The 24,123-nt window shown below is 37.1% G+C and carries 10 protein-coding genes and 2 pseudogenes; 8 read left to right on the top strand and 4 right to left on the bottom strand.

Annotated elements, in window-relative coordinates:
- Positions 1 to 2 precede the first annotated feature (2 nt).
- Genes KSX81_RS09990 through KSX81_RS10000 form a run of 3 tightly spaced genes read right to left on the bottom strand, consistent with a single transcriptional unit; the run spans position 3 to position 7,150 of the window.
- On the bottom strand, positions 3 to 3,098 hold the full coding sequence (locus KSX81_RS09990) for a SusC/RagA family TonB-linked outer membrane protein (protein ID WP_004299512.1): 3,096 nt from the start codon (positions 3,096 to 3,098) through the stop codon (positions 3 to 5).
- Positions 3,099 to 3,110: 12 nt separating this feature from the next.
- Entirely contained in the window at positions 3,111 to 4,610 is a 1,500-nt protein-coding gene (locus tag KSX81_RS09995; protein ID WP_217725868.1) for an IPT/TIG domain-containing protein, read from the bottom strand.
- A 17-nt stretch (positions 4,611 to 4,627) separates the two neighbouring features.
- Entirely contained in the window at positions 4,628 to 7,150 is a 2,523-nt protein-coding gene (locus KSX81_RS10000; protein ID WP_149941527.1) for a glutaminase family protein, read from the bottom strand.
- Positions 7,151 to 7,621: 471 nt separating this feature from the next.
- Between KSX81_RS10000 and KSX81_RS10005 the strand changes: the two genes are divergently transcribed.
- From KSX81_RS10005 to KSX81_RS10030, 6 genes and pseudogenes are all read left to right on the top strand, one after another.
- Positions 7,622 to 8,968, top strand: coding sequence for a site-specific integrase (locus KSX81_RS10005; protein ID WP_004307639.1), 1,347 nt, complete (start codon positions 7,622 to 7,624; stop codon positions 8,966 to 8,968).
- A 716-nt stretch (positions 8,969 to 9,684) separates the two neighbouring features.
- Positions 9,685 to 10,293 (top strand): annotated as a pseudogene (locus KSX81_RS10010) (glutaminase domain-containing protein); the annotation flags it as partial.
- 17 nt (positions 10,294 to 10,310) lie between these two features.
- The gene (locus KSX81_RS10015) at positions 10,311 to 11,825 is read left to right on the top strand and encodes an IPT/TIG domain-containing protein (protein ID WP_004322436.1); all 1,515 of its coding nucleotides are present in this window, start codon (positions 10,311 to 10,313) and stop codon (positions 11,823 to 11,825) included.
- Between the two features lie 20 nt (positions 11,826 to 11,845).
- Entirely contained in the window at positions 11,846 to 14,959 is a 3,114-nt protein-coding gene (locus KSX81_RS10020) for a SusC/RagA family TonB-linked outer membrane protein (protein WP_004322435.1), read from the top strand.
- 14 nt (positions 14,960 to 14,973) lie between these two features.
- Positions 14,974 to 17,013 carry a RagB/SusD family nutrient uptake outer membrane protein gene (locus KSX81_RS10025; RefSeq protein ID WP_044919141.1) on the top strand — a complete coding sequence of 680 codons (2,040 nt, stop codon included), beginning with the start codon at positions 14,974 to 14,976 and terminating at the stop codon, positions 17,011 to 17,013.
- Between the two features lie 18 nt (positions 17,014 to 17,031).
- Positions 17,032 to 18,033 carry a DUF4973 domain-containing protein gene (locus KSX81_RS10030; RefSeq protein ID WP_004322433.1) on the top strand — a complete coding sequence of 334 codons (1,002 nt, stop codon included), beginning with the start codon at positions 17,032 to 17,034 and terminating at the stop codon, positions 18,031 to 18,033.
- A gap of 433 nt (positions 18,034 to 18,466) precedes the next feature.
- Here KSX81_RS10030 and KSX81_RS10035 read toward each other — a convergent pair whose 3' ends face one another.
- Complete coding sequence (locus KSX81_RS10035; RefSeq protein ID WP_032852256.1) at positions 18,467 to 19,816, bottom strand: ATP-binding protein; 1,350 nt, start codon at positions 19,814 to 19,816, stop codon at positions 18,467 to 18,469.
- Positions 19,817 to 20,096: 280 nt separating this feature from the next.
- Here KSX81_RS10035 and KSX81_RS10040 point away from each other — a divergent pair.
- Together KSX81_RS10040 and KSX81_RS10045 are read left to right on the top strand one after the other, a co-directional pair.
- Positions 20,097 to 20,707 (top strand): annotated as a pseudogene (locus KSX81_RS10040) (glutaminase domain-containing protein); the annotation flags it as partial.
- A gap of 243 nt (positions 20,708 to 20,950) precedes the next feature.
- A complete protein-coding gene (locus KSX81_RS10045; RefSeq protein WP_217725629.1) occupies positions 20,951 to 24,103 on the top strand; it encodes a SusC/RagA family TonB-linked outer membrane protein in 3,153 nt (1,050 codons plus the stop codon).
- Positions 24,104 to 24,123: the final 20 nt, after the last annotated feature.

The raw sequence follows: 24,123 nt of genomic DNA on the forward strand, positions 1-24,123 counted from the left end.
AATTAGATATTCACAGTTAATCCCAAAGTAAATGTCTTAGCAAGCGGATATTTTTCTCCGTTAGAACTTCCCATTTCCGGGTCCCATTCTTTAAATTTAGCAAACGTCAAGATGTTGGTACCAATGAAAAAGACACGTATCTTGTTAAACCGTATCTTGTTCACAATCGATTTCGGTAATGTATAACCCACTTCCAATGTTTTCAAGCGTAAATAAGAACCATCCCTGAGCCAGTAAGTAGAAGCTCTATAGTTATTATCGTTCCCTCCATAACTAAGCCGGGGATACGAAGCATTAGGATTTTCATTAGCCGGAATACCCAATGTGGCAGCTGTCTCCGCATCGACATAGCGGTCTTTCACCAAATTCGTCAGGACATTTCCCCACTGACTACCATTAAAGGCATATACGGTAGGGCCATTAATGAAGAACGAAGACTTGCCTGCTCCTTGGAAGTGTGCATTGAAGTCGAAGCCTTTCCACTGTGCAGAAATACCAAAACCATAAATCAAGTTAGGCTTCGTTGTTGCACCAATAGCTACCTCATCACTGCCATTAATAATTCCGTCTCCATTGACATCTTTATATTTAATGTCACCCGGTTGCACCTTCCCCCAGTTAGTTTGCTGCGGGCTATTGCGTATATCATCATAATCTTTAAACAATCCCAAAGCAATTAATCCCTTCGCCTGATTAACCCTGTAACCAGCCTCCTTTTGATAGGGATAAACTGCATTTTCTTCGTCTTTCTCCAGAATCTCATTCTTACTGTAAGTAAAGTTACCACGTACAGTCAGATTGACTTTACCTATTTTCTGCTTGTAAGCAAAATTACCGTCAAAACCTTTCGACCGCACACTTCCCACATTCGCTTTTGGATAAGTATTTACACCCACAATGCCAGGTAGATAATTACGTTCCATATAGATACCATCACGCTGTTCATGGAAATAATCTACAGTAGCCGTAAACTTGTCATTGAATAAGGATAAATCCACACCTGCATCGTGCTTGGTCGCAATTTCCCAAGTGACATTGTTGGAGGCCAGCTGCGTATACTGCATTCCTGTATACACATTGTCCGGAGAACCGTAATCACTCCAAGTCCAGCCATTTCCATCATCCTTGATTGTGTACAAATAGGGAAAACGATATGTTGTATCACCTATTTTAAGCTTATCGCTACCCACTTTGCCATAGGAATAACGTAACTTGAACATATTCATCCATTTCAGATGTTTCTTTATAAACGTTTCTTCTGCTATATTCCAAGCGAGAGAAAACGCAGGGAAAAAGCCGAAACGATGTCCATCAGCAAAATTTTCCGAACCATTATAGCCAAAGTTAAAGTCAGCAAAATAGCGATAGTTCCAGTTGTAACTTACCCGACCGGCCAATCCCATGTGACGTTTGGCAATCCCATTCTTTACATCCGTTCCAATATCAACTGTTGTCCGATAAGCATCCTGACTATATTTCAATGTTCCACTCAAATGATGCGCGTGAAATGCACGGTTATATTGTAAAAATGCTTCCAGGAATTCACGGCGTTCACCAGTAGAGGCACTGGTTTGCTCCATCGGTTTTTCGGCACTTTGTTGGTTGAAGATCACCTTTCCCTCATCATTGCGATCTCTTTGGGCACGCCATGTTTCCGGCATTCTTATCCGGTTTATTTCACTCTGATTATTCGTGTCGAACCCGAAACGTCCTTCAAAACGCAGGCCTTTAGTGATAAAATCCAACTTTTGTTCCAAAGAAATATTGGTCTGAATTTTATTATTCCAGATTTCTTTATAACCACTCTGTGTAGCAAGTACCCAAGGATTATTGCGATTATCTTCTTTCCCGTGTGCAGGAATGTAACCATTAGAATACATCACAGGAATACTGATTGGACTCTGCCCCATCAATGAAGTCCATACGTTAGAGCCCTGCCCCGGTGCATTACGCTTCTTTAATGAACCGGATACGCCTACTTTTACAAGAGTAGTCTTCGTTACATCAATATCCGTATTCAAACGGTAATTCCAACGTTGACTACTAGGATTAGTATTATAATCCTTACGCATGGCATCATCCGTTTTGTACATACCTTCTTCATTCACATAACTAAGCGATACAAAATAACGCGCCGTGCTACCTCCGCCACTCATATTCAGATTAGCACGATAAGTCATAGCTCCATCTTTCAACAGGACATCCATCCAGTCTACATTCGGATATAAATCCGGGTCAAGTCCCAATCGCAGAATTTCCATTTCGTCATTCTGATAAATTCTCTCTTGATTACGAGTTATACATGCTTCATTCATCAGCATGGCATAACTGTAACCATCTGCAAATTCCGGTGTGATGGTACGCGCATTATAAGAAGTCTCCACTTTAGCATTAATCTTAATCTTACCTTCTTTACCATGCTTGGTAGTAATCAACACTACACCATTTGCGCCACGAGAACCATAAATCGCGGTTGTAGAAGCATCCTTCAATACAGTAAAAGACTCAATATTGATTTCATCTAAATCGCGTTCAAAACCATCAACTAATACTAATGCGGAGCTATTAGCACCAAAAGTGGATATACCTCGAATCCAGAATTCAGAAGTATTCACACCCGGTTGTCCGGAAGTTTGCATGGCAAGGACACCTGATACATTTCCGGCCAATGCATTAGAAAGATTCGCCGTAGGATTTGATTTCAGCACCTCTACATCTACATTCGTCACTGCACCAGTCACAGTCAATTTCTTCTGCGCACCCGTTCCCGTAATTACTACTTCATCAATTTCTCTAGCCTCCGATTCTTTCATTGACACATTGACCAGATTTTGGTGCTTCACCAATATTTCTTGTGTATCAAAACCAATATACGAAAATACCAAACGAGAAAATTCCTCTATGTTTATCTTGTAACGTCCGTTGATATCTGTTATCGCTCCTAAACCAGGTTTGTCTTTCACTGTTACATTGACACCAACCAATGGTTCTTTATTCATATCTGTCACAACTCCCGTTACCTCAATAGTCTTCTCTTGAGCAAAAAGGGAAACAGAGACTAATAACAGACAAATCGTAATAAATTCTTTTATTCTCATGTGTTCTTCTTTTTATTGATTTTCTTGGTCCTGATTGTCATTAGATTCTTCTCCAACTAAATCGTCAGATGCCTGTTCTTTAGCAATCTTCCGGATCTTATAATTTCCCGAATCACCCACATAGAAAGTCTTTGTTACCTCATCGTAAGCCAAAGCTACCGGTTGATTAAAGCGAGCTCTCTCACGTACTTCTCCATTTTGCTTACCCCATTTATAGCTACTTGCAGAGGCAGAACCGCGTCCGGCAAACGTAGAAACCACCCCATCCGGAGTCAATATTCGAATACAATGATTCTCTTTATCTGCGAAATAGAAGTCATACCAATCATCCTTATTAGCAGCCTTATACTCCTCGTTAAATACGAAAACACCTTGACCTGGTTTATTGATGCGTGCATTGATACCTACAAGATCCTTATAATCAGCCTGACCGGATTGTCCGCACACAATATATGGAGTTACCAGTTTTTTAGTCTCCTCATCATAATTGGAACGAAGTATATAATGCGATTCATGCATGATGATATAAACATATTTACCTGTTGGATGAGGAACCATACTAAAGTCAACCGTCTGATTAGGTACACTAAATGCCAAAAAGTCATTCAACCCTGCTCCACCAGGAACTTCCGGATTGTTATTATAGCCGTTTTCTTCAAAATTATATCTGTACACATTGCCTGTTGCACGATGATTGAAGTAAAGTTCTCCCGTTTGTGGAAGCACCATAGACCCGTTACAAGCATTACCACGCGCCAAAGCGACCCAACTAGACTCTTTGAAATCTTGTCCGTCTGTACTGCTTCCACGCTTTAAAATAATATTGTTTCTATTCTTAGCACCACCATTCTGGGGAGCAGCCAATATCATATCACCATCATTAGTCCATGTAATAGTAGTTGCACGGTTGATATTATTTAGTTCCTTAGTATAGATCATTTCCTTTTCCAAATCTAACACTCTCAGATTTCCTTTATTTTGAGACAAATAAAGAATATTAGAATGTTGGGGATCAAAAGAAAACCAAAAAGGATAGTCTATCTTTCCACAATCGTCAAACGGACCAGTGTCTACAATATTTCCCTCTCCCAGTTCATCTACATCACCACATAAGTCTGTTACTACCATTTGTGGTTCGTACTGATATTTTTCAGATGCTATCACAGTTTGTTCACCTATCTTTATTTCTACAGTTCCTTCGAAACAGCTCTCCGGCGTGGAGCAGTAGATACTGGTACCTTTAGAACTAATGACAATGGCTTCTTTACCACCTACCTTAGCAGAAATAATAGAACAATCTATTCCAAAGTTGCTACCATAGATTATCATTTTCTTCTTTCCACCTCCCGATTTAGGTGTGAAATCCGTCACTTCTACTGGCAGATTCGGATCATAAGGCGCTGATGTATCGTCTTTGCTATCTTTGCAGCTACTAAAACAGACTGCCAAAATGAATACCAACATCATGCATTGTAGCCCTATGTTCCCATGTTTCATAGTTTTACATTTCATAATACACTAGATTTAAATTATTGATTGTTTTGAACTTTATCCATTAATACCTTCATCCAGTATCCTCCGATCACCGAACGGGCTCTGAAGCCCACCCATTTTCCACTGTCTGTGTGGTGCCAGTCACTGATAGGTACACGAGATACTGTTTCATTGATATATTTATAGACAGGATCAGAGAATTTCTGGAAGGTTTCCTTATCTGATGACATAGCTGCCGTCCACATGATCCAGTCGGATTTTGTGTATTCTTTACGAGAATCCAAAGGGAGTCCATAAGGATTCTGTTTTGTTAGATAATAATTGAGCTCTTTTCCAATTACATTATTAGGAAATAAATTCAGGTTCCACAATTTGTCCCAAACCATATTATACTTCTGGCTCCAGGTATTCTTACGGTCGAAAGCCAAGCGATAGTGGTCGCCCTCATTCGCCATTTCTTCCCATTTCACTGCCATTTTCTTAGCTATAACAGCATATTTTTCAGCTACATCATTCAATCCGAGCATCCGAGCCATTTCACTGTATCCGGCCACTCCCATGATCGCTTTCACGGAAAGATTGGCATTATGAGCCCAATGTCCGGCGAAGTCATCCGTGCAAAGTTGGTTTTCCGGGTCCTGTCCATACTCTACTAAATAATTGGTCCATGTCGTTAGAATGTCCCAATATTTCTTAGCATAATCTGCATTACCTTCAATTTTCGAAATAGCTGCAGTTAGAATCACCATATTACCACTTTCTTCAATCGGCATGTCACCACCATAAACTTGTCCATTAGCTATTGGATAAGTGCCAAGGTCATGTGCTGCGAAAGGTTTATCCCAGCGACCGCTAGCACTATATTCAAAGATACTAGTCATCATTGCCTTTTGTAAATCAGGATTATAGACCAAAAACAGGGGAGCAGACGGATAGGTCAGGTCGACTGTATTGATACAACCATTACTGTTATTCTCTTTAGAGAACCACATCAGATTGCCTTCTTTGTCTGTAAATAGTTTGTGAGCAGAAATAACTTGACGATAGGCTGCAGAACAGATTTCTGCATATTTTTTACCACCAGCTTTTTCTGCATCGCTATAAATAAGCTCATCAAGTGCACGACAACGCTCCATGATGGATTGATAGTTATCTCTTAGTTTTTCGAAAGCATCAAAAATCGTTACTTTACCATCATGCTTCCAATATCCCATACGTTTCTCATACATATATTCAATGGAATAAATGTCATCATAACCGATCATCAAGAAACCATCTTTACCATCTTTGGTAACAGTTCCAAAATTATGTACATAAGCCATTGCAGGAGTATTTTCTTCCCGACGAGTAATCCATTTGCTTTTACTTGAAGCTAAAGTTCCATTTTTAACAAAAGCTTCCTTCATTCCGCTATAGTCACCCAAACTTATAGATTTTCCTGCTCCATTTACACTACCAAGATATACATATCCCCAGTCAGCACAAATCAAATCACCTTTACGATCACATATCGGCTGGTTGATGGTGCCAGCTTCTACATAACTAATACCATTTTTCGATAATGTACGTGCAATAGTAGGTTGAGTAGTCTCATTCACTGCTAATACCGGAGTCGTTTCTATATAGAATTGTACATCATGCTCTTTTTTATCAAGAGGACGCACACGATAGGAGATGTAGTTAATCGGAGTTGACAACAAATCCAAGTCATCTATCAATTGAGGTGCTGTAAATACGACATCTAATTCGACTGGTCCGCAAGTGAATGTATAGTAACTGGAAGTGGCTAGTACATCTACCGATTTCTGTACAGCCTCATTTTCAAATGTTACTGCATTTTTCTTTTCACGATATAAACCAAAATCCACATAAGATCCTCCTGTCGTGTTATGACAATGTGCTGCAATCACATTTTTACCATTACGAAGCTTCTTCTTGGCTTCGTCTGAAAGTTTTAGATTTACATTATTCTTCCATACGAGATCTGTAGCAACCAGTTTTTCTCCATTTAAATATAATTCGAATACATCGTCATGAGAATAAATAAGAAAAATATTCTCTGTTAAATCCAAATCATTTATTTCAAATGTACGTCGGATATAAATATCTGTATTATCTCCTTTCCATTCTGTGCGAACACGTGGCATATCACGGCTACCGAAAGCTGCTTTACCTTTTTTCCAACTACTATCATCAAACTGGAATTCTTGCCATCCATTTGCTGGTTGACTATTAGTATATGCAGCCTCCCAACGTTCCACATTTGTCATGGGAGCAATAGGTATTAGAGCTACTTGATCTTTACCCAGGAAACGATACACTTTACCATCTACGCGTAAAGCCCCTACTAATGGCTTCTTAGCTGTAGTCCAGTGTTCTGTACTTCCTTCCATTAATTTATCATAAGGAGACCAGATAGAGAAGTGAGGATCTGAAACAACGATAGGTACCGATGGAGTACGTAGCGCTACCTCTTTTACTGGTTTAAATAAGTTGCCGGTTTGAGCATTTGCGAATAAACCGACCGAAAAGGCCATTACTGTTAGTAGTTTCTTCATAAATATTTTCTAATTAATCTACAATTTTAAGGTTACCCATCTACAATCTTGTTTACCTATAAAGAAAAACAAACCCTACGTTTTCTTTTATTTCTCTTTTTACCTTCTTACTATTACCTTTTAAATGCAATCTTACCTTTCTTATCGCTATACCTAAATAATATATTAAAATCAGTACTGTCGAATATTTATAAATGCTAGAGGAAAAGTTTATATAGAATTGTGTGTTTCAGGTAGGACCCAGGATTCATACAAATCCATTTGTTTTTCCATAGCATTTTATTTGTAACGCTACAAAATAATGGAATTAATGCTAAATATTAGGAAAATCTGTGTTCAAGAAAGGACAAAATCTATTCTTTTTTCATATTTTGAGTGTTTTTAAAGTGCAAAATAAGTCTCTTACAGTGTGCTTTGAGTAGTTTTTTTCCTTTTTGAGCAATATTTATCCACTTTTATTAAGATAGTACAATGTTTTTGGAGGTTCTAGCTTTTAACGATGAGATATTGCTCATATCGAATAGCTTTTGTAATTTTGCAATACGAAAGCAATACAGATTTACTATCGCAAAATATACTCCATATATTAAACCAAAGTACGTCACTCGAGAGGGGACTACTGTCCTCTATGTTCGATATAACTACAATCGAACTAAGCGTACGCTCATCTCTACTGGATACAGTATTAAACCGGAACACTGGGATTCTAAAAAGAGATGGATTAAGCGCGCTTGTCCAAACTATGATGAAATTGATGCCTGCCTGATTAGAATAACGTCCAAGCTTGGAGAAATTCTTACATATGCTAAGATAAACGGAATAAGTCCAACCGTAGATTTTGTTTTACTTGAATTAAAAAAAAATAGAGAATATGAATTACGTCCTAATCGGGTAGATATATTTGACGCATTAGAAAGATATATTACAGAAAAAGCTCTTGTTGTTTCTGCAGACCAAATAAAAGACTACCGAACACTTCGTAAACATCTGATCGCTTTCAAAGAACATTCATCGCAGCCAATTACTTTTCATAACCTGAATCTTATATTTTACAATGAATTCATGGACTATTTATTTTATAAGGTTATAAAGCCCGATGGGAGTGTTGGCTTGCTCACTAATTCTGCAGGAAAAATTATACGTTTGTTAAAGGGATTTGTTAATTATCAAATAGATAAAGGAGTTATTCCTCCAATTGACTTGAAGCATTTTAAGGTCGTAGAAGAAGAAACTGATGCTATTTATTTAAGTGAAAAGGAACTTTCAACAATACACGAGTTAGACTTGTCAGATGATAAGCAATTGGAAGAGATTAGAGATGTTTTTATTACTGGGTGTTTTACAGGACTACGATATAGTGATCTCTCAACATTAAGTCCCGAACATATTGACTTAGATAATGAGATTATAAATCTCAAACAGAGAAAAGTGCATAAAGCTGTCATAATCCCTATGATCGATTATGTACCGGAAATACTCAAGAAGTACAACTATGATTTACCTAAAATTCCTAGATATATATTCAACGAAAGGGTTAAAGAATTAGGGCGAAGAGCAAAACTAAAACAGAAGATCGAAGTCGTTCGCAAGAAAGGGAAAGAACGGGAAAAGAGAGTCTATGAAAAATGGGAGATGATCTCTTCTCATACTTGCCGACGATCGTTTTGCACAAATATGTATTTATCCGGCTTTCCTGCCGGAGAACTTATGCGCATATCCGGGCATAAGAGTCCATCTGCATTCATGAGATATATAAAGGTTGATAATCTACAGGCTGCAAAAAGACTAAAAGAACTTCGAGCTAAACTTGCCAGGTAAAGATTGAAATATTTCATCTTAGTTATTTCAAATCATGTTCTATTTTTCATATATGCAGAAGAATTAAGATTCTATTGAATTGCTAAATAGAAAAAAGAAAGTCACATTTACATTATATATATTCCTTTTATTGAATATATATAGCATAATTCTTTATAAACATGTATTTTTTCCTACTATCGAAAACAAGTTTTGATATAATGAAACAAGTCGTTGGTTTAAAAGGAACATTTCCTACCTTTAAAAGAAACTACTTATTGGTTTAAAATAAACCACACTATGGACTCCTGAATGGGGTTCTAACATCTACTTTCCTTATTACCTTAAGCTATCACACAATAACATTTCTCTGCAAAATAGCATAAAAAGATAGATAAATCATTCCAGAAAGTTTTATTTACGTCGAATTCATTCAACAAGAGTAATTATTCAATCTATTTGATTTTTAATATCTTAAAATGTTGCTAGTTTTTATGTCATAAAAGAAATTACATGGATAAATGAAAAGAGAGAGAGGAAAAATATTCATTTTTTCAGATTAGTCCATTTCTCATCTTAGACTACCACTACATTTATCCATTAACTTTTTATTTATTAAAAGTCTGCTCATAAGTTAGAATTTTGTACTTTATTTAATAGCCATAACAACACAAAGACAATACAGAGCAAAGATAATCATCTGTATTTCAAACAATTGATAAATGGCAGTTTAGTCTGGACAGGACCCAGAGAACCAACTTTGTACAGATGATTTTGCAGGCCATTGGGCCCATAATGCCAATCTTTCTGTAAAAGCTATCATGGGAGTAGCTGGGTACAGCGAGATGGCTCGTATGCTTGGAATGAGTGATGTAGCCGAAAAATATGCAGCAATAGCTAAGAAAATGGCGGTGAAATGGGAGGAAATGGCAAATGAGGGCGACCACTATCGCTTGGCTTTCGACCGTAAGAATACCTGGAGCCAGAAGTATAATATGGTTTGGGACAAATTGTGGAACCTGAATTTATTTCCTAATAATGTAATTGGAAAAGAGCTCAATTATTATCTAACAAAACAGAATCCTTATGGACTCCCTTTGGATTCTCGTAAAGAATACACAAAATCCGACTGGATCATGTGGACGGCAGCTATGTCATCAGATAAGGAAACCTTCCAGAAATTCTCTGATCCTGTCTATAAATATATCAATGAAACAGTATCACGTGTACCTATCAGTGACTGGCATCATACAGACAGCGGTAAATGGGTAGGATTCAGAGCACGTTCAGTAATCGGAGGATACTGGATGAAGGTATTAATAGATAAAGTTCAGAATAATCAATAATTTAAATCTAGTGTATTATGAAATGTAAAACTATGAGACATGAGATCATTGAATTTCAATGGATGGCTCTATTATTACTCTTTACGATTTGCTTCAGTAGCTGTAAAGATGATAAAGATGCGTCTGCGGAACCTTATGATCCCAGCCAACCGGTGACTGTGACGGATTTTGCTCCCAAAGCAGGAGGAGCAAACACTCGAATGATTATTTACGGTAGTAATTTCGGTACTGATTCCTCTATTGTCTTTGTAAAAATAGGCGGGAAAGAAGCAAAAGTAATTAATGCGAAAGGTAATAGTTTGTACTGTATTACCCCGCAACAATGTTACGAAGGAACTATTGAAGTAAAAGTCGGTGAACAGGATGTTATAGTATCATCAAAATATAAATATGTTCCACAAAAGGTCGTATCAACTTTATGTGGATATGTAGATGAGAAGGGTAATGGAGAAATTATAAAGGAAGGTCCTTTTAGTGACTGTGGTAAAATAGATTTTCCTGCATGGTTCGAATTTGACCCGAAAAACCACGATATCCTGTATTTAACTCAGGATGCAGAAAATAATGGTAATGGTAAGCCGATGCGTATATTGGATTTGAAAAATGAAAGAATATACACTGGAATAACCGGTAGTTCGGAAGGAGCTGACCGCTTGCGTAGCATGTCATGGACTTTAAGTAAAGATACTATGATTATAGCATGCTCAAAAGGAGCTGATAATGCCGCAAGTAATATAATGTTAATCCGTAACCAAGATAATGATATGGTTGATGTTACAGATTTCCAGAATCCTGTAGTAAAACGTCTGACCACAAGTAGAGGGTGTCAGAACTCAATGATACACCCGGAAAATGGTGAATTATACTATAATTTCTTTGGTTCAGGGGCTGTGCTCAGATATGATTTTTACCAATGGGGGGCAAATGATAATAAAGCTCATGCAGAAGAACTGTTTACGATTCAGGATGCCAACTGGGAATTTAACTTTATCGTTCATCCATCTGGTGATTATGTTTATATGATGGTACAGAATCAGCACTATATTCTCCGTTCAAATTATGACAGAGTTAACAAGCGGCTTACAACTCCGTATATCGTTTGTGGACAACCCGGACAAGCAGATTATAAAGATTTGGCAGGAACAAAAGCACGCTTGAATAAACCCGGACAGGGAGTCTTCGTATTTAACAAAGAGTATGAGGATGCGAATAAAGAGGATTGTTATGACTTCTATTTTACGGATCGTAATAATCACTGTATACGTAAATTGACTCCGGATGGAGTAGTCTCTACTTTTGCTGGAAGAGGAAGCACAGGAATGAATGTACATGCTAATGGATATGTGGATGGCCATTTACGTGATGAAGCACGTTTTAATTATCCTTATGCTTTAGCTTATGATGAAGATACAGAAACTTTTTATGTGGGTGATGTGAACAATCATCGTATCCGGAAGATAGCATTAGAAAAGATTCCTGAAGCGACAGAAGAACATCCGGAAGAGAGTCAACCGGAAGAGGGAGAACAATAACCGAATAAAAGAAAAAACACATGAAAATAAAGAATTTTATCACCATTTGTTTGTTACTGGTTTCTGTTGCCACTTTTGCGCAGAAAAAAATTGAAGTAACGGGAGTAGTGACGGATACGAATAAAGAGCCACTGGTCGGTGTCAATGTAACAGTAAAAGATCAGGCTGGCTTAGGAGCAATTACGGATATTAACGGACGTTATAAAATTAGTATTGAAGAGTTTTCAAGACTAGTATTCTCGTACATAGGTTTTGATAAACAGGAAGTATTAGTGAAAAGGCAGCAGGTAGTCAATGTAATTATGAAGGAATCTGAAGCAAGTGAGCTTGATGAAGTCGTTATTACAGGAACCGGTGCACAAAAGAAGTTAACTGTGACTGGAGCGGTGACTACCGTTAATGTAAATGATCTGAAAGCAAATCCGACAGCAAATCTTTCAAATGCTTTGGCTGGTAATGTGGCAGGTGTTCTAGCTATGCAGACATCCGGTCAGCCTGGAAAAAATACTTCGGAATTCTGGATTCGTGGTATTTCTACTTTCGGAGCTGATAACTCGGCTTTAGTGTTAGTAGATGGATTTGAGCGTAGCCTCGATGAAATTAATATTGAGGATGTTGAATCGTTTACTGTTTTAAAGGATGCTTCTACTACAGCAATTTACGGTCCTCGTGGTGCTAATGGTGTAGTATTGATTACAACAAAACATGGTAAAGCTGGTAAAATCAATATCAGTGCTAAAGTGGAAACATCTTATAACACACGGACTATCACACCGGAATTTGTAGATGGGTACACTCATGCTAGAATGATGAATGAAGCACGTATTACTCGTAATCAAGAACCGATCTATCAGAATGACGAATTGGAAATTCTACGTTTAGGACTTGACCCGGATTTATATCCGAATGTAGACTGGAAAGATGTATTATTGAAAGATGGAGCAATGACTTATCGTGCTAATGTAAATATGAACGGTGGTGGTAGTACAGCACGTTATTTTGTTTCGCTTAGCTATATTAGTGAAGAAGGTATGTATAAGACAGATGAAGCAGTTCGTAAAGATTATAATACCAATCCCGGTAGTCAACGATGGAATTATCGTTTGAATACCGATATTGACATCACAAAAACAACTCTTGTGAAAGTCGGTGTTTCCGGTTCTTTAAAGAAACGTAATGCTCCTGGACAAGGTGGAAATGTATGGGCATCGTTAATAAATCAAAGTCCGATTAGTATTCCAGTAATGTATTCCAATGGTTATGTACCAGCATTTGGAAAAGAAGATGATCGTTCCAATCCATGGGTATTGGCAACACAAACTGGATATTTTGAAATCTGGGAAAATAAGGTTCAGACTAATATTTCTTTAGAACAGAAGCTGGATTTTATTACTAAAGGATTGCGTTTTGAAGGTCGTTTTGGTTTCGACACTAACAACACAAACGAAATTAGCCGTAAAAAAATGCCTCAAACATGGCGCGCAGAACGTTTTCGAAATACTGATGGGGAAATTACTTTTAAAGAACAGCGAACCGAAGAAAAAATGACTCAAAGCTCTATTTCAACAGGTAACCGGACTGAATTTTTAGAAGCAATTTTACACTACAATCGTGCATTCAAAGCGCATCACGTAGGTGGTACTTTAAAATATAGCCAAGATGCTTATCGGACTACTGTAGATATTGGTACAGATATAAAGAATGGCATTGCTAAACGTCATATGGGCTTGGCAGGACGTGCTAGTTATAACTGGAATTATCGTTACTTCATAGATTTTAACTTCGGTTATAACGGATCAGAAAACTTTGCCGATGGACATCGATTCGGATTCTTCCCTGCTTTTTCTCTGGCTTGGAACATTGCAGAAGAGAAATTCATTAAGAAACATCTGGAATGGATGAATATGTTCAAGCTGCGTTACTCTTATGGTAAAGTAGGTAATGATAAATTGGGTGAACGTTTTCCTTATCTATATACAATTGCTAAGTCATATAAAGAAAATGATAAGGACGTAACCTTTCCTGGTTGGAATTGGGGTGATTATGGTTATGGCAATTCTTATGATGGTATGGCATATACTCAATTAGCTTCTGAAAACGTTACTTGGGAAATTGCAACAAAGCACGATATAGGTGTAGACCTTTCTTTGTTTAATGATAAGTTTACAGCCACTGTAGACTATTTCCATGAACAACGCGATGGTATTTATATGGAACGTAAATATCTACCTGGTATAGTAGGAATTGTGAGAAGTAATCCTAAAGCAAATGTGGGTAGTGTACGTTCGCAAGGTTTTGATGGCCATTTTGCCTATAAACAGAAAATAAACAGAGTGAACCTCACGGTTCGTGGTAATTTTACTTATAGTAAAAATGAGATATTGGAGAAGGATGAAGAAAATACTGTTTATCCTTACCAGACAGAAGCGGGTTACCGTGTAAACCAAGCTAAAGGTTTGATTGCATTAGGTCTTTTTAAAGATTATGATGATATTCGTAACAGTCCTCAACAGACAGCATGGGGAAAAGTACAACCGGGTGATATTAAATATAAAGATGTTAATGGAGATGGTGTAATCAATGATGGTGACAAAGTAGCTATCGGTGCGACTACCAAACCGAATCTGATTTACGGATTTGGTATCTCTGCACAATGGAAAGGATTTGATTTCAATGTCCATTTTCAAGGAGCAGGAAAGTCTTCATTCTTCATTAATGGTTCTACGGTATTTGCCTTCAAGGATAGTCAGTGGGGAAATGTTTTGGGAAATTTAGTAGCTAATCGTTGGGTTGATGCAGACACAGCAGCTAAACTTGGAATTCCTGCTAATGAAGATCCGAATGCTTCTTATCCACGTCTTAGCTATGGTGGAAATGATAATAATCAACAAAAGTCCACTTTCTGGCTAAAAAATGGTTCATATTTACGTTTGAAGACTTTAGAAGTAGGGTATACATTGCCTAAATCAATTGTAAATAAGATTAAGTTCAATAATATACGTGTATTCTTTATTGGTACCAATTTATTGACATTCGCTAAATTTAAAGAATGGGATCCGGAATTAGGAAGTTCCACAGGGGCGGAATACCCACTGTCTAGGGTAATGACTTTAGGATTGACTGTTAATATCTAATCAATATGTGTGAAATGAAAAAGATATATAAGTTTTGTATAGGTGCCCTGTTAGGGACAATCACCGTTTCGTGTGTAGACCAGCTGGATTCGGATAAAAATTTTAAAGACCGTATGACGCTGGAAGATGTATTTACTAATGAAAAATACTCGGAAGAATGGTTAGCTCATGCTTATTCCTATCTTAAAGGAGAGAATATGGATGTTGGAATCAAAGATAATATACTGTGGTGTTTTGCCGATGATATTTATTTTGGTGACCGTGATATTTATAACACCTTTAAAACAGGGACTTATAGTGAAGGAGACCGACAATCATGGGGAGCCAGTTATAAAGGCATTCGTCAGGCATCCATTTTCATTCAAAATATCGACATGAATATGGAGTTTACAGAAGCTGAAAGAGCTGACCTGAAAGCACAAGCCCGTTTTGTACGCGCTTACTATTATTGGTTATTACTCCGTAAATATGGCCCTGTTCCTTTATTGCCGGAGGAAGGACTCGATTATACAGCCAGCTATGATGATTTGGCTTGTCAACGTAATTCCTATGATGAATGCGTAGAATATATCGAATCAGAAATGCGCTTGGCGGCTAAGGACTTACCTTTGGACAGGGGAGCGAATCATACCTCTCGTCCTACTAGAGGGGCCGCATTAGCAGCACGCGCAAAAGTTCTATTATACGCGGCAAGTCCTATTAATAACCCTCGTCCTGAAGATACCGAAAGATTTACAGATTTGGTAGATCATGACGGAAGATGTTTGTTAGCACAGGAATATAATGAATACAAATGGGCCAAAGCCGCTGCAGCAGCAAGAGACGTTATGGAACTCCCGGGAAGCAATTATGGACACCGTTATGTGTTACACACTGTGAAGAAAAGAGATGAAGCCGCTGCAGGTTATCCGAAGACACTTCCTCCTTATTCTGATAATGATTTTGAAAATGCTGATTGGCCAAATGGATATCGGGATATTGACCCCTTTGAATCCTATCGACAAGTTTTTAATGGAGCCCTGTCTATGTTTGATAATCCTGAACTTATTTTTAGTCGTGGACAAAATCAGGGTGACCGCAATCTTGCAGATATGGTATTACATCAATTGCCTACCAGTGCCAATGGCTGGAATACACATGGTATGACACAAAAGATGTGTGATGCTTACTATATGTATAATGGCTCTGAGTTTAACAGACAGACATTTTTGGACACTTGCCAAGTTGAGAACCGTTTTGTGTCTGAAAAGGAAGGGAAGGCAGGAACATATCCTTATTTAAAGAAAGGAGTATGGAAAGAGTATGCATGGCGTGAACCACGCTTCTATGCTTCAGTTGCTTTTAATGGTTGTGTATGGCCTCTATTGAATAATTCAACGCTTAAAGATCCTAAACCCGTAGAGCAACAGGTATTTTATTATCGTGGTAATGGTAATGGATATACTAACTCCAATTTTTGGCTTCGCACTGGTATTGGAATCATGAAATTTGTTCATCCGGACGATACCTCTGCGGCAAAAGGTAATAAGGACTATGTCAAACTAAAAACGGAACCTGCTATTCGTTTTGCTGAAATCTTATTGATTTACGCTGAAGCTTTGAATGAGTTGGAAGATGGCTCTTCATACGACATTCCATCTTGGGATGGCTCTGCCAGTTATTCTGTCAAACGTGACATAAATGAAATGAAAAAAGGTATTCGTCCTGTTCGTTGCCGTGCAGGGGTTCCCGATTATACATTGCCAGAGTATCAAGACCGGAATGTATTCCGTAAGAAATTGAAGCATGAGCGACAGATAGAGCTCATGGGAGAAGGACATCGTTATTTTGATCTCCGCAGATGGAAAGACGCTCCGATTGAAGAGTCAATGGAAATATATGGTTGTGATGCTCTTATGACTGAAGAAAATAGAGCAGCGTTTCATTCACCAATTGTAGTCAATGAACTTCCAACTGCTTTTTCTCGCAAATTATATTTCTGGCCTATCAGTCATGAGGAGTTGAAACGCAATAAGCTGTTGACACAAAATCCGGGTTGGACATACAATGATTAATTTTAAAATGATATAAGTATGAAAATTATATATAATTGTTGGTTTGCATTATGTATGTTGCTCTTGATCACTTCTTGTAATGATGAGTGGAAAGATGAGCAGTATCGGCAATATATTTCTTTTAAAGCACCTATAAAAGATAAAGATAATGGGGTAACTCCAATATATGTGAGATACAACCCTGATGGAAAAGTACGCTATCAGTTACCGGTTATAGTTAGTGGGTCAACTACGAACGAACAAGATATAGATGTCCATGTAGCACTATATGAGGATACCTTGGAAATATTAAATAGAGAACGTTTCAGCGGGCGTACAGATTTATGGTATACGCTATTGGAGGAAGATAAATATGAATTCCCGGAAATAGTTCATATTCCTGCAGGAACATGTGTGGAACAACTAAATATTGATTTTGATTTGAGAGGAATCAATATGACAGATAAATGGGTGTTGCCTCTAACTATCGTTGATGATGCTTCTTATAATTATCAAGGTCATCCACGTAAAAACTATGCAAAAGCATTATTGCGTGTAATTCCTTTTAACGATTATTCCGGTTCATATAGTACAAGTACAATGGAAGTGTATATTCGAAATGCAAATGGAAGTACTGATAATAAACCGATGGTAACCAATAATCGTACAGCATATGTGGTAGATAATAATACTATTTTCTTTTATGCCGGTTTAATGAGCGAAGATTTATCAAGAGATGAACGGGAACTTTATAAAATATATATACGCTTCAATGAAGACAAATCATTGAGTATGTGGGCAGATAACGAAGAAAAGATTGGATTTAAGCTATACGGTACTCCTGCTTACAGTGTAACGGAAACTATGGATGCTACACGACCTTATCTAAAACATCGCTATGTTTCATTTACTATTGAATATGATTTTAAAGATGTAACTTCTCGGAATCAAGAAGTTCTTTATAAAGTTAAAGGAACAATGCTACTGGAACGAAATCTCAATACTCAGATTCCAGACGAAGATCAGCAGATTGAATGGTAAATAATGAAAAATTAAGAACCAGCCTGATGATCTAATTATATTTTATGGATTAGCAGATAAATACCATAAAATAAGAGAATAAGTTAGGCGTGATTCTGTAAACGACTTACGTGATTGAATCACGACAATAATTTAATATTCAATATAAGATAAATAATTAAGTAGCCTGTCATTGTCTAAATCGAGTTCAATGACAGGCTGTTTAAATTGCTTACAGTATGCTGCGGATATGATAATAAAGAATTTGATATAAATAAAAGGCTTTAAGTTAAGAAGAATGAGTATCTCTTATTAATTCATTCTTTAAGATTAAATTTACAAATAACAAAAAAGTAGAAACAGTGACGATAGAACGAGTATTGGGATCCAAGCTAATTGAATTGCTGTAACTGGGGATTTTTAGGGATAGTCGCGTCATCTTATTTACATAAAGTTACATGTCTTCTAATCCTAAGACTCGTGTTTCAATATCGTATTTTGCCATCTCTTTGTGCCTTAAATGTTCCACTTTTTCCATGAACGTTGAATGAACATAATTATTTTCTGGCATCCGTTTAACTTCTGCTATAAGGGCTTTTTTTCCACTTGATTTAAGAGCTACAATATCAATTTCATAAGAGTTTAATCGTTCTTTGTTTGTAGAACTTTTAGTTTCCCACCAGGAACCAATTTCTTTAAACCCACCTTCTTCTGCTAATTTCTGTTTAAAATAGTTTTCTAACACTTTGCCTGAATAAGTCTGATAATCAGCCTTTGCTAGTTGACGCAGGTCTTCAAAATTCTGTAGTTCAATATATGAACGATTCCGTTCGATGTATTTAAACCAGAAATTTAGAAAATTATCTCCAATAATATATCGTACATTTTTCTTAGTACCTGGTTTCGCAAAAATAGGCCGTTCGCGAGTTATCAAATTATACACATTTTCTAATTTACTTAAATGACCTCCGATAGATATCCCCCCTAGTACTGACTCTATTTCCCCTTGTGTATAATGCCCATTTGCTATTTCTAATAAGATGGAAAAGTAAATGCCATAATTTTTTCCAAATTCAGTAATCAACAAATTACGTCCTTCATCTATAAACAAGGAATTTTCTGAAAAAACGAAGTCATATATCCGGTCAACAGAAAGTGCTTGGTTGTCACAGAATAACTCTACATATTTAGGGATTCCTCCAGTCAGTGTATACAAAGCTAACAGGTCATCATTACTATATCCGGGCGCAAAATCCTCCATAATTTGTTTTAGCACTTTTGTATTGAAGGACCGAAGACATAAAATATTGTCAGCACGTCCGAATAATGGTTCTCCATGATCCGTGAATATCTTTTGCATCAATGAATATACAGAGCCGCTAATTACAAGATTTATTTTAGTTTCTTGCCGATATTCATCCCAAAGATTTTGCATATCACTAAAAACATCGGGTCTGATATTATAAAACTCCTGAAATTCATCAATAACAATATTAAAAGAACGTGTTTTTCCTATTTCGAAAAGATATTGTATCAAAGTAGTAAAGTTAGATATGCCATCCGGAATAAAAATAGATAATGTCTCGCGTACTATTTTTATAAAATCTGCGACTAATATACTCTCTGCTTTTCTTCCAATGAAAAAATATACAGTAGGTGTTCCCTTCAGAGCTTGTTTTATAAGACTGGTTTTTCCAATACGCCTACGGCCTGTTACCACAATCATTCTGGAATTTTGACCAAATGCAAGCTCTTGTACACGCTTCAATTCTGCAATTTCTTTCTCTCTATTATAAAACTTCATAATCAATAAGTTTTTCTCAACGGCTGTTGAGTCAACCGTCGTTGCAAAAATATGAAATAAATTAAGAACAGCCAATTTTGCAATACTTAATTATTGATGTTTTCGCCATTTTTAGAGTTCATCCGAAAGAAAATAGAATAATAAAATAATGAAAATAAGTGACTTTATTGAGAGAAAAATCACTTTAATTTTACTTGAAAAAGATGTAAAGCACAACACAGTAACAATACGCTAATTTATAATATCCAGATAATCAAATAGATACAGTAGTGTTTATTAGTATGGACAGGACCCGGAAAACCAACTTTGCACGGATGACTTCGCCGGACATTGGGCTCATAATGCCAATCTTTCCGTGAAAGCGATCATGGGAGTGGCCGGATACAGTGAAATGGCTCGGATGCTCGGATTGAATGATGTAGCTGAAAAATATGCTGTTATAGCTAAGAAAATGGCAGTGAAATGGGAAAAATGGCGAATGAGGGTGATCATTACCGTTTGGCTTTTGACAGAAAGAACACTTGGAGTCAAAAATATAACATGGTTTGGGATAAGTTGTGGAACCTGAATTTATTTCCTAATAATGTTATCAGAAAAGAGATTAACTATTATTTGACAAAACAGAATCCTTATGGGCTCCCTCTGGACTCTCGTAAAGAATACACAAAATCCGACTGGATCATGTGGACGGCAGCTATGTCTTTAGATAAGGAAACCTTCCAGAAATTCTCTGACCCTGTCTATAAATATATCAATGAAACAGTATCTCGTGTACCTATCAGCGACTGGCACCATACAGACAGCGGTAGATGGGTAGGCTTCAGAGCCCGTTCGGTGATCGGAGGATACTGGATGAAGGTATTAATGGATAAAGTTCAGAATAATCAATAAAGTTAGCACGACGTTTACTTCAAATTTATACATATGAGATCTTTAAAGAATATTACTATAAAATCAAATTATCTCATTTTGCCAATAGCATTATTGTTCATCAATAATGCTATGGCAAAAAGTAGTTGAAATGACAAAGGCTTACCAAATATGGGCTAAACGCTGTATAGTAGAACCTTACCCAAAACAGAAAAAAAGAAATAAGAATGTTTTTTATACACACAACTTTTTAACGTTATTACTATGAAACATCAAAACTTGGAATTTAAGTGGATGTGTCTACTCTTTCTAGCTCTGCTACTCTCTCCTCCTCTACTTTGGGGGCAGAATCATAGCATTAAAGGACAAATTGTAGATGCAAAAAGTAATGAACCTTTAATAGGAGTAAATATTACTGTTGAAGGCACTTCGAATGGTACCATTTCTGACATAGATGGTCGGTTTACGCTATCTGTAGCTGCTAATGCTGTACTCAAAATCTCTTATATCGGCTATCAAGAAAAGAAAATCAAAGTGGATGATCTGAAAAAAGAGCCTATCATTTCTCTGGAAGAAGACAGCAAACAACTAGAAGAAGTAGTGGTAGTAGGTTATGGTATTCAGAAAAAGGTATCAAGTGTAGGCGCTATTACCCAAACTAAAGGAGAAGAATTGTTGAAAGGAGGTAATATTACTTCTGTATCAGAGGCTTTACAAGGCAAACTAAATGGTTTGGTAGCTATCAATACGTCAGGCAAGCCTGGAGCAAGTGATACCAAAATGTACATTCGTGGTAAGGCTTCCTGGCAAAACTCTGACCCTTTAGTATTAGTGGATGGTATAGAAAGGGATATGAACGATGTTGACATGAATGAAATCGAGTCTATATCTATTCTAAAAGACGCCTCTGCTACAGCCGTATATGGGGTTCGAGGTGCAAATGGTGTAATATTGTTAACAACCAAACGCGGACAAGATAAGAAACCAAACATCAATTTTTCTACAAGCTTTGGTATTAAACAGACTACTGCAAATATGGAATGGGCAGATTATGTTACATCTATGAAAATGTATAATGAAGCTGTAGCTAATGACAACAACTGGAATCAACAAATTAAACAATCTGTCATCAATGCTTGGTCAAATGCTTTTGATACAGGCAACTACGGCCCTTATAATGATGTCTTTCCACAAGTAGACTGGTGGGATGAGTTGGTTAAACCTGTTTTTTCCCAACAATATAATGTGAATATCAGCGGAGGAACCAATTTCATGCGTTACTTCGCCTCCATCGGTTATCAAAATGACGGTGATATTTATGATTTACAGAAACAGGAGAATTTTGATCCAAGAAACTACTATCGCCGTTATAACTGGCGTTCAAATTTAGATTTTAATTTAACTAAAACGACTTCCTTATCAGTAAATATTGCAGGGAAAATGGGATACCGCAATGACAACTTTGCTGATGATGTGTACACTAGAATCATTGCGGCACCAACCAATTCTTTCCCGATAAAGTATAGTGATGGCTATTGGGGAGATGGATCTACTGCCGGCTATAATCCTGTTTGTAATATGAATACGAATGGATCACAACTGTATAAAACCTTTCAGGGATGGTATGATGTTCGTTTGGAACAAAAACTGGACTTTCTAACTAAAGGACTAAAAGCTGCCGCTAAAGTTTCATACACCTCTGCTTCCACTACTCGTTCTAGTATAAAGACTGGTGAAATTTGGGGTAACAATGATTTTGAATCCAGAAACAGTATTATTAAATACCATCGCGAATATGATTATTCTAATCCGACAGTCAATGCAGATGGTTCTCTCACTTACCCCATGATTTTGGAAAAACGATGGCCAAATGATGAGGATATTGAACTACCTCCCAACGTTTCTTATGACAATTTGGACGGTTATAATCGTAAGTTATATTACGAATTCTCTGTGGAATATAATCGTTCATTCGGGAGTCATAATGTAACAGCGTTAGCTCTGATGAACCGTCAAGTATCTGATTCAAAAGATGATAAAGTTATCAAATTCCCAAGTTATCGTGAAGAATGGGTGGGACGTGTTACTTATAACTGGAAAGAACGTTATTTGGCAGAGATGAATATCTCTTATACAGGTTCGGAAAAATTTGCCCGAGGACAACGCTTCGGCCTGTTCCCTTCCTATTCTTTGGGATGGCGTGCTTCAGAAGAACCTTTTATAAAAAAACATGTTGGAGATGTGCTGACTAACCTAAAATTTAGATATTCATACGGAAAAGTCGGTAGTGATGCAGCTGCTGCACGTTGGAATTACATCCAATTATTTAATTCTTTAGGAAGTATTGAATTAGGAAATACACAAGGAGTCACACATAGCCCGCTCTATACAGAAGGAGATATTGCTAACTTGACTTCAACATGGGAAAAAGCGACTAAACATAACTTTGGAATAGAAATTGGCTTATGGAATAAGTTAGATTTAACTTTGGATTTATTTAAAGAGAATCGTAAAGATATTCTAATGACCCCACAAACTACGTCTTCTATTGTAGGAGCTACTTTTAACGCTATCAACCGAGGAGAAACGAAAAATCATGGTTTAGAATTAGAGTTACGCTGGAATGACAAAATCGGACGTAATTTTAATTACTGGGGAGCTTTAACTTTTGCAGCCAGCGAAAACCGGATTGTCTATAAAGATGATCCTAGAAATGCGGATGAGCACTTGAAAGCTGCAGGTAAACCGATTGATTATCAAAACCGTTTTATTGCGATCGGTAATTATGGTTCGATAGACGATGTGTTCAATTACGCACAAACAGCTATAAATGGTACTACAGCATCGCAAGTAATTCCTGGAGACCTTATCTATATAGACTTCAATGGAGACGGAATAATCAACTCAAACGACAAGGTAGTTGTAGACGAATTGAATTACCCATTGACTACCATCGGATTTTCTTTCGGGTTCAATTGGAAAGGACTTAACTTCAGTGCAATGCTCTATTCGCCACGCAATATATATAAGTTACAGTTCGATCAATATCTGTGGGATTTTCCAGCTTCAAACATACGTGTTCAACCAAAATCCATGGAACGATGGACGCCGGAAACAGCTAATTCATCGGGTGTTATGCGACCTGCTACACACTTGAACAATACATACAACAAAGTGGAAAGTACTTATCGCTATTCCGACTATTCGTATATACGATTAAAGAACATGGAGATAGGATATACATTCCCTAAAAAATGGTTGAGTGAAGCACATATCTCTAATCTTCAGGTTTACATGAACGGGAATAATTTACTAACCTTCTGGAAAGGGGACAAACGCGTGGACCCTGAAACAGGAGGTGTAGGCAGCTATCCGATTGTCCGTACTTACACTTTAGGACTAAGAGTTTCATTTTAATCATATTCAAAAGAAATAAA

Source organism: Bacteroides sp. MSK.18.37 (assembly GCF_019129155.2).
GTDB lineage: Bacteria > Bacteroidota > Bacteroidia > Bacteroidales > Bacteroidaceae > Bacteroides > Bacteroides ovatus.

Excerpts from the sequence above, each read along its gene's own strand:
- KSX81_RS10020 (WP_004322435.1), top strand. The coding sequence starts at position 11,846 with ATGAAAATAAAGAATTTTATCACCATTTGTTTGTTACTGGTTTCTGTT.
- KSX81_RS10005 (WP_004307639.1), top strand. The coding sequence starts at position 7,622 with ATGTTTTTGGAGGTTCTAGCTTTTAACGATGAGATATTGCTCATATCG.
- KSX81_RS10035 (WP_032852256.1), bottom strand. The coding sequence starts at position 19,816 with ATGAAGTTTTATAATAGAGAGAAAGAAATTGCAGAATTGAAGCGTGTA.
- KSX81_RS10030 (WP_004322433.1), top strand. The coding sequence starts at position 17,032 with ATGAAAATTATATATAATTGTTGGTTTGCATTATGTATGTTGCTCTTG.
- KSX81_RS10015 (WP_004322436.1), top strand. The coding sequence starts at position 10,311 with ATGAAATGTAAAACTATGAGACATGAGATCATTGAATTTCAATGGATG.
- KSX81_RS10000 (WP_149941527.1), bottom strand. The coding sequence starts at position 7,150 with ATGAAGAAACTACTAACAGTAATGGCCTTTTCGGTCGGTTTATTCGCA.
- KSX81_RS09995 (WP_217725868.1), bottom strand. The coding sequence starts at position 4,610 with ATGAAATGTAAAACTATGAAACATGGGAACATAGGGCTACAATGCATG.
- KSX81_RS10025 (WP_044919141.1), top strand. The coding sequence starts at position 14,974 with ATGAAAAAGATATATAAGTTTTGTATAGGTGCCCTGTTAGGGACAATC.
- KSX81_RS09990 (WP_004299512.1), bottom strand. The coding sequence starts at position 3,098 with ATGAGAATAAAAGAATTTATTACGATTTGTCTGTTATTAGTCTCTGTT.
- KSX81_RS10045 (WP_217725629.1), top strand. The coding sequence starts at position 20,951 with ATGAAACATCAAAACTTGGAATTTAAGTGGATGTGTCTACTCTTTCTA.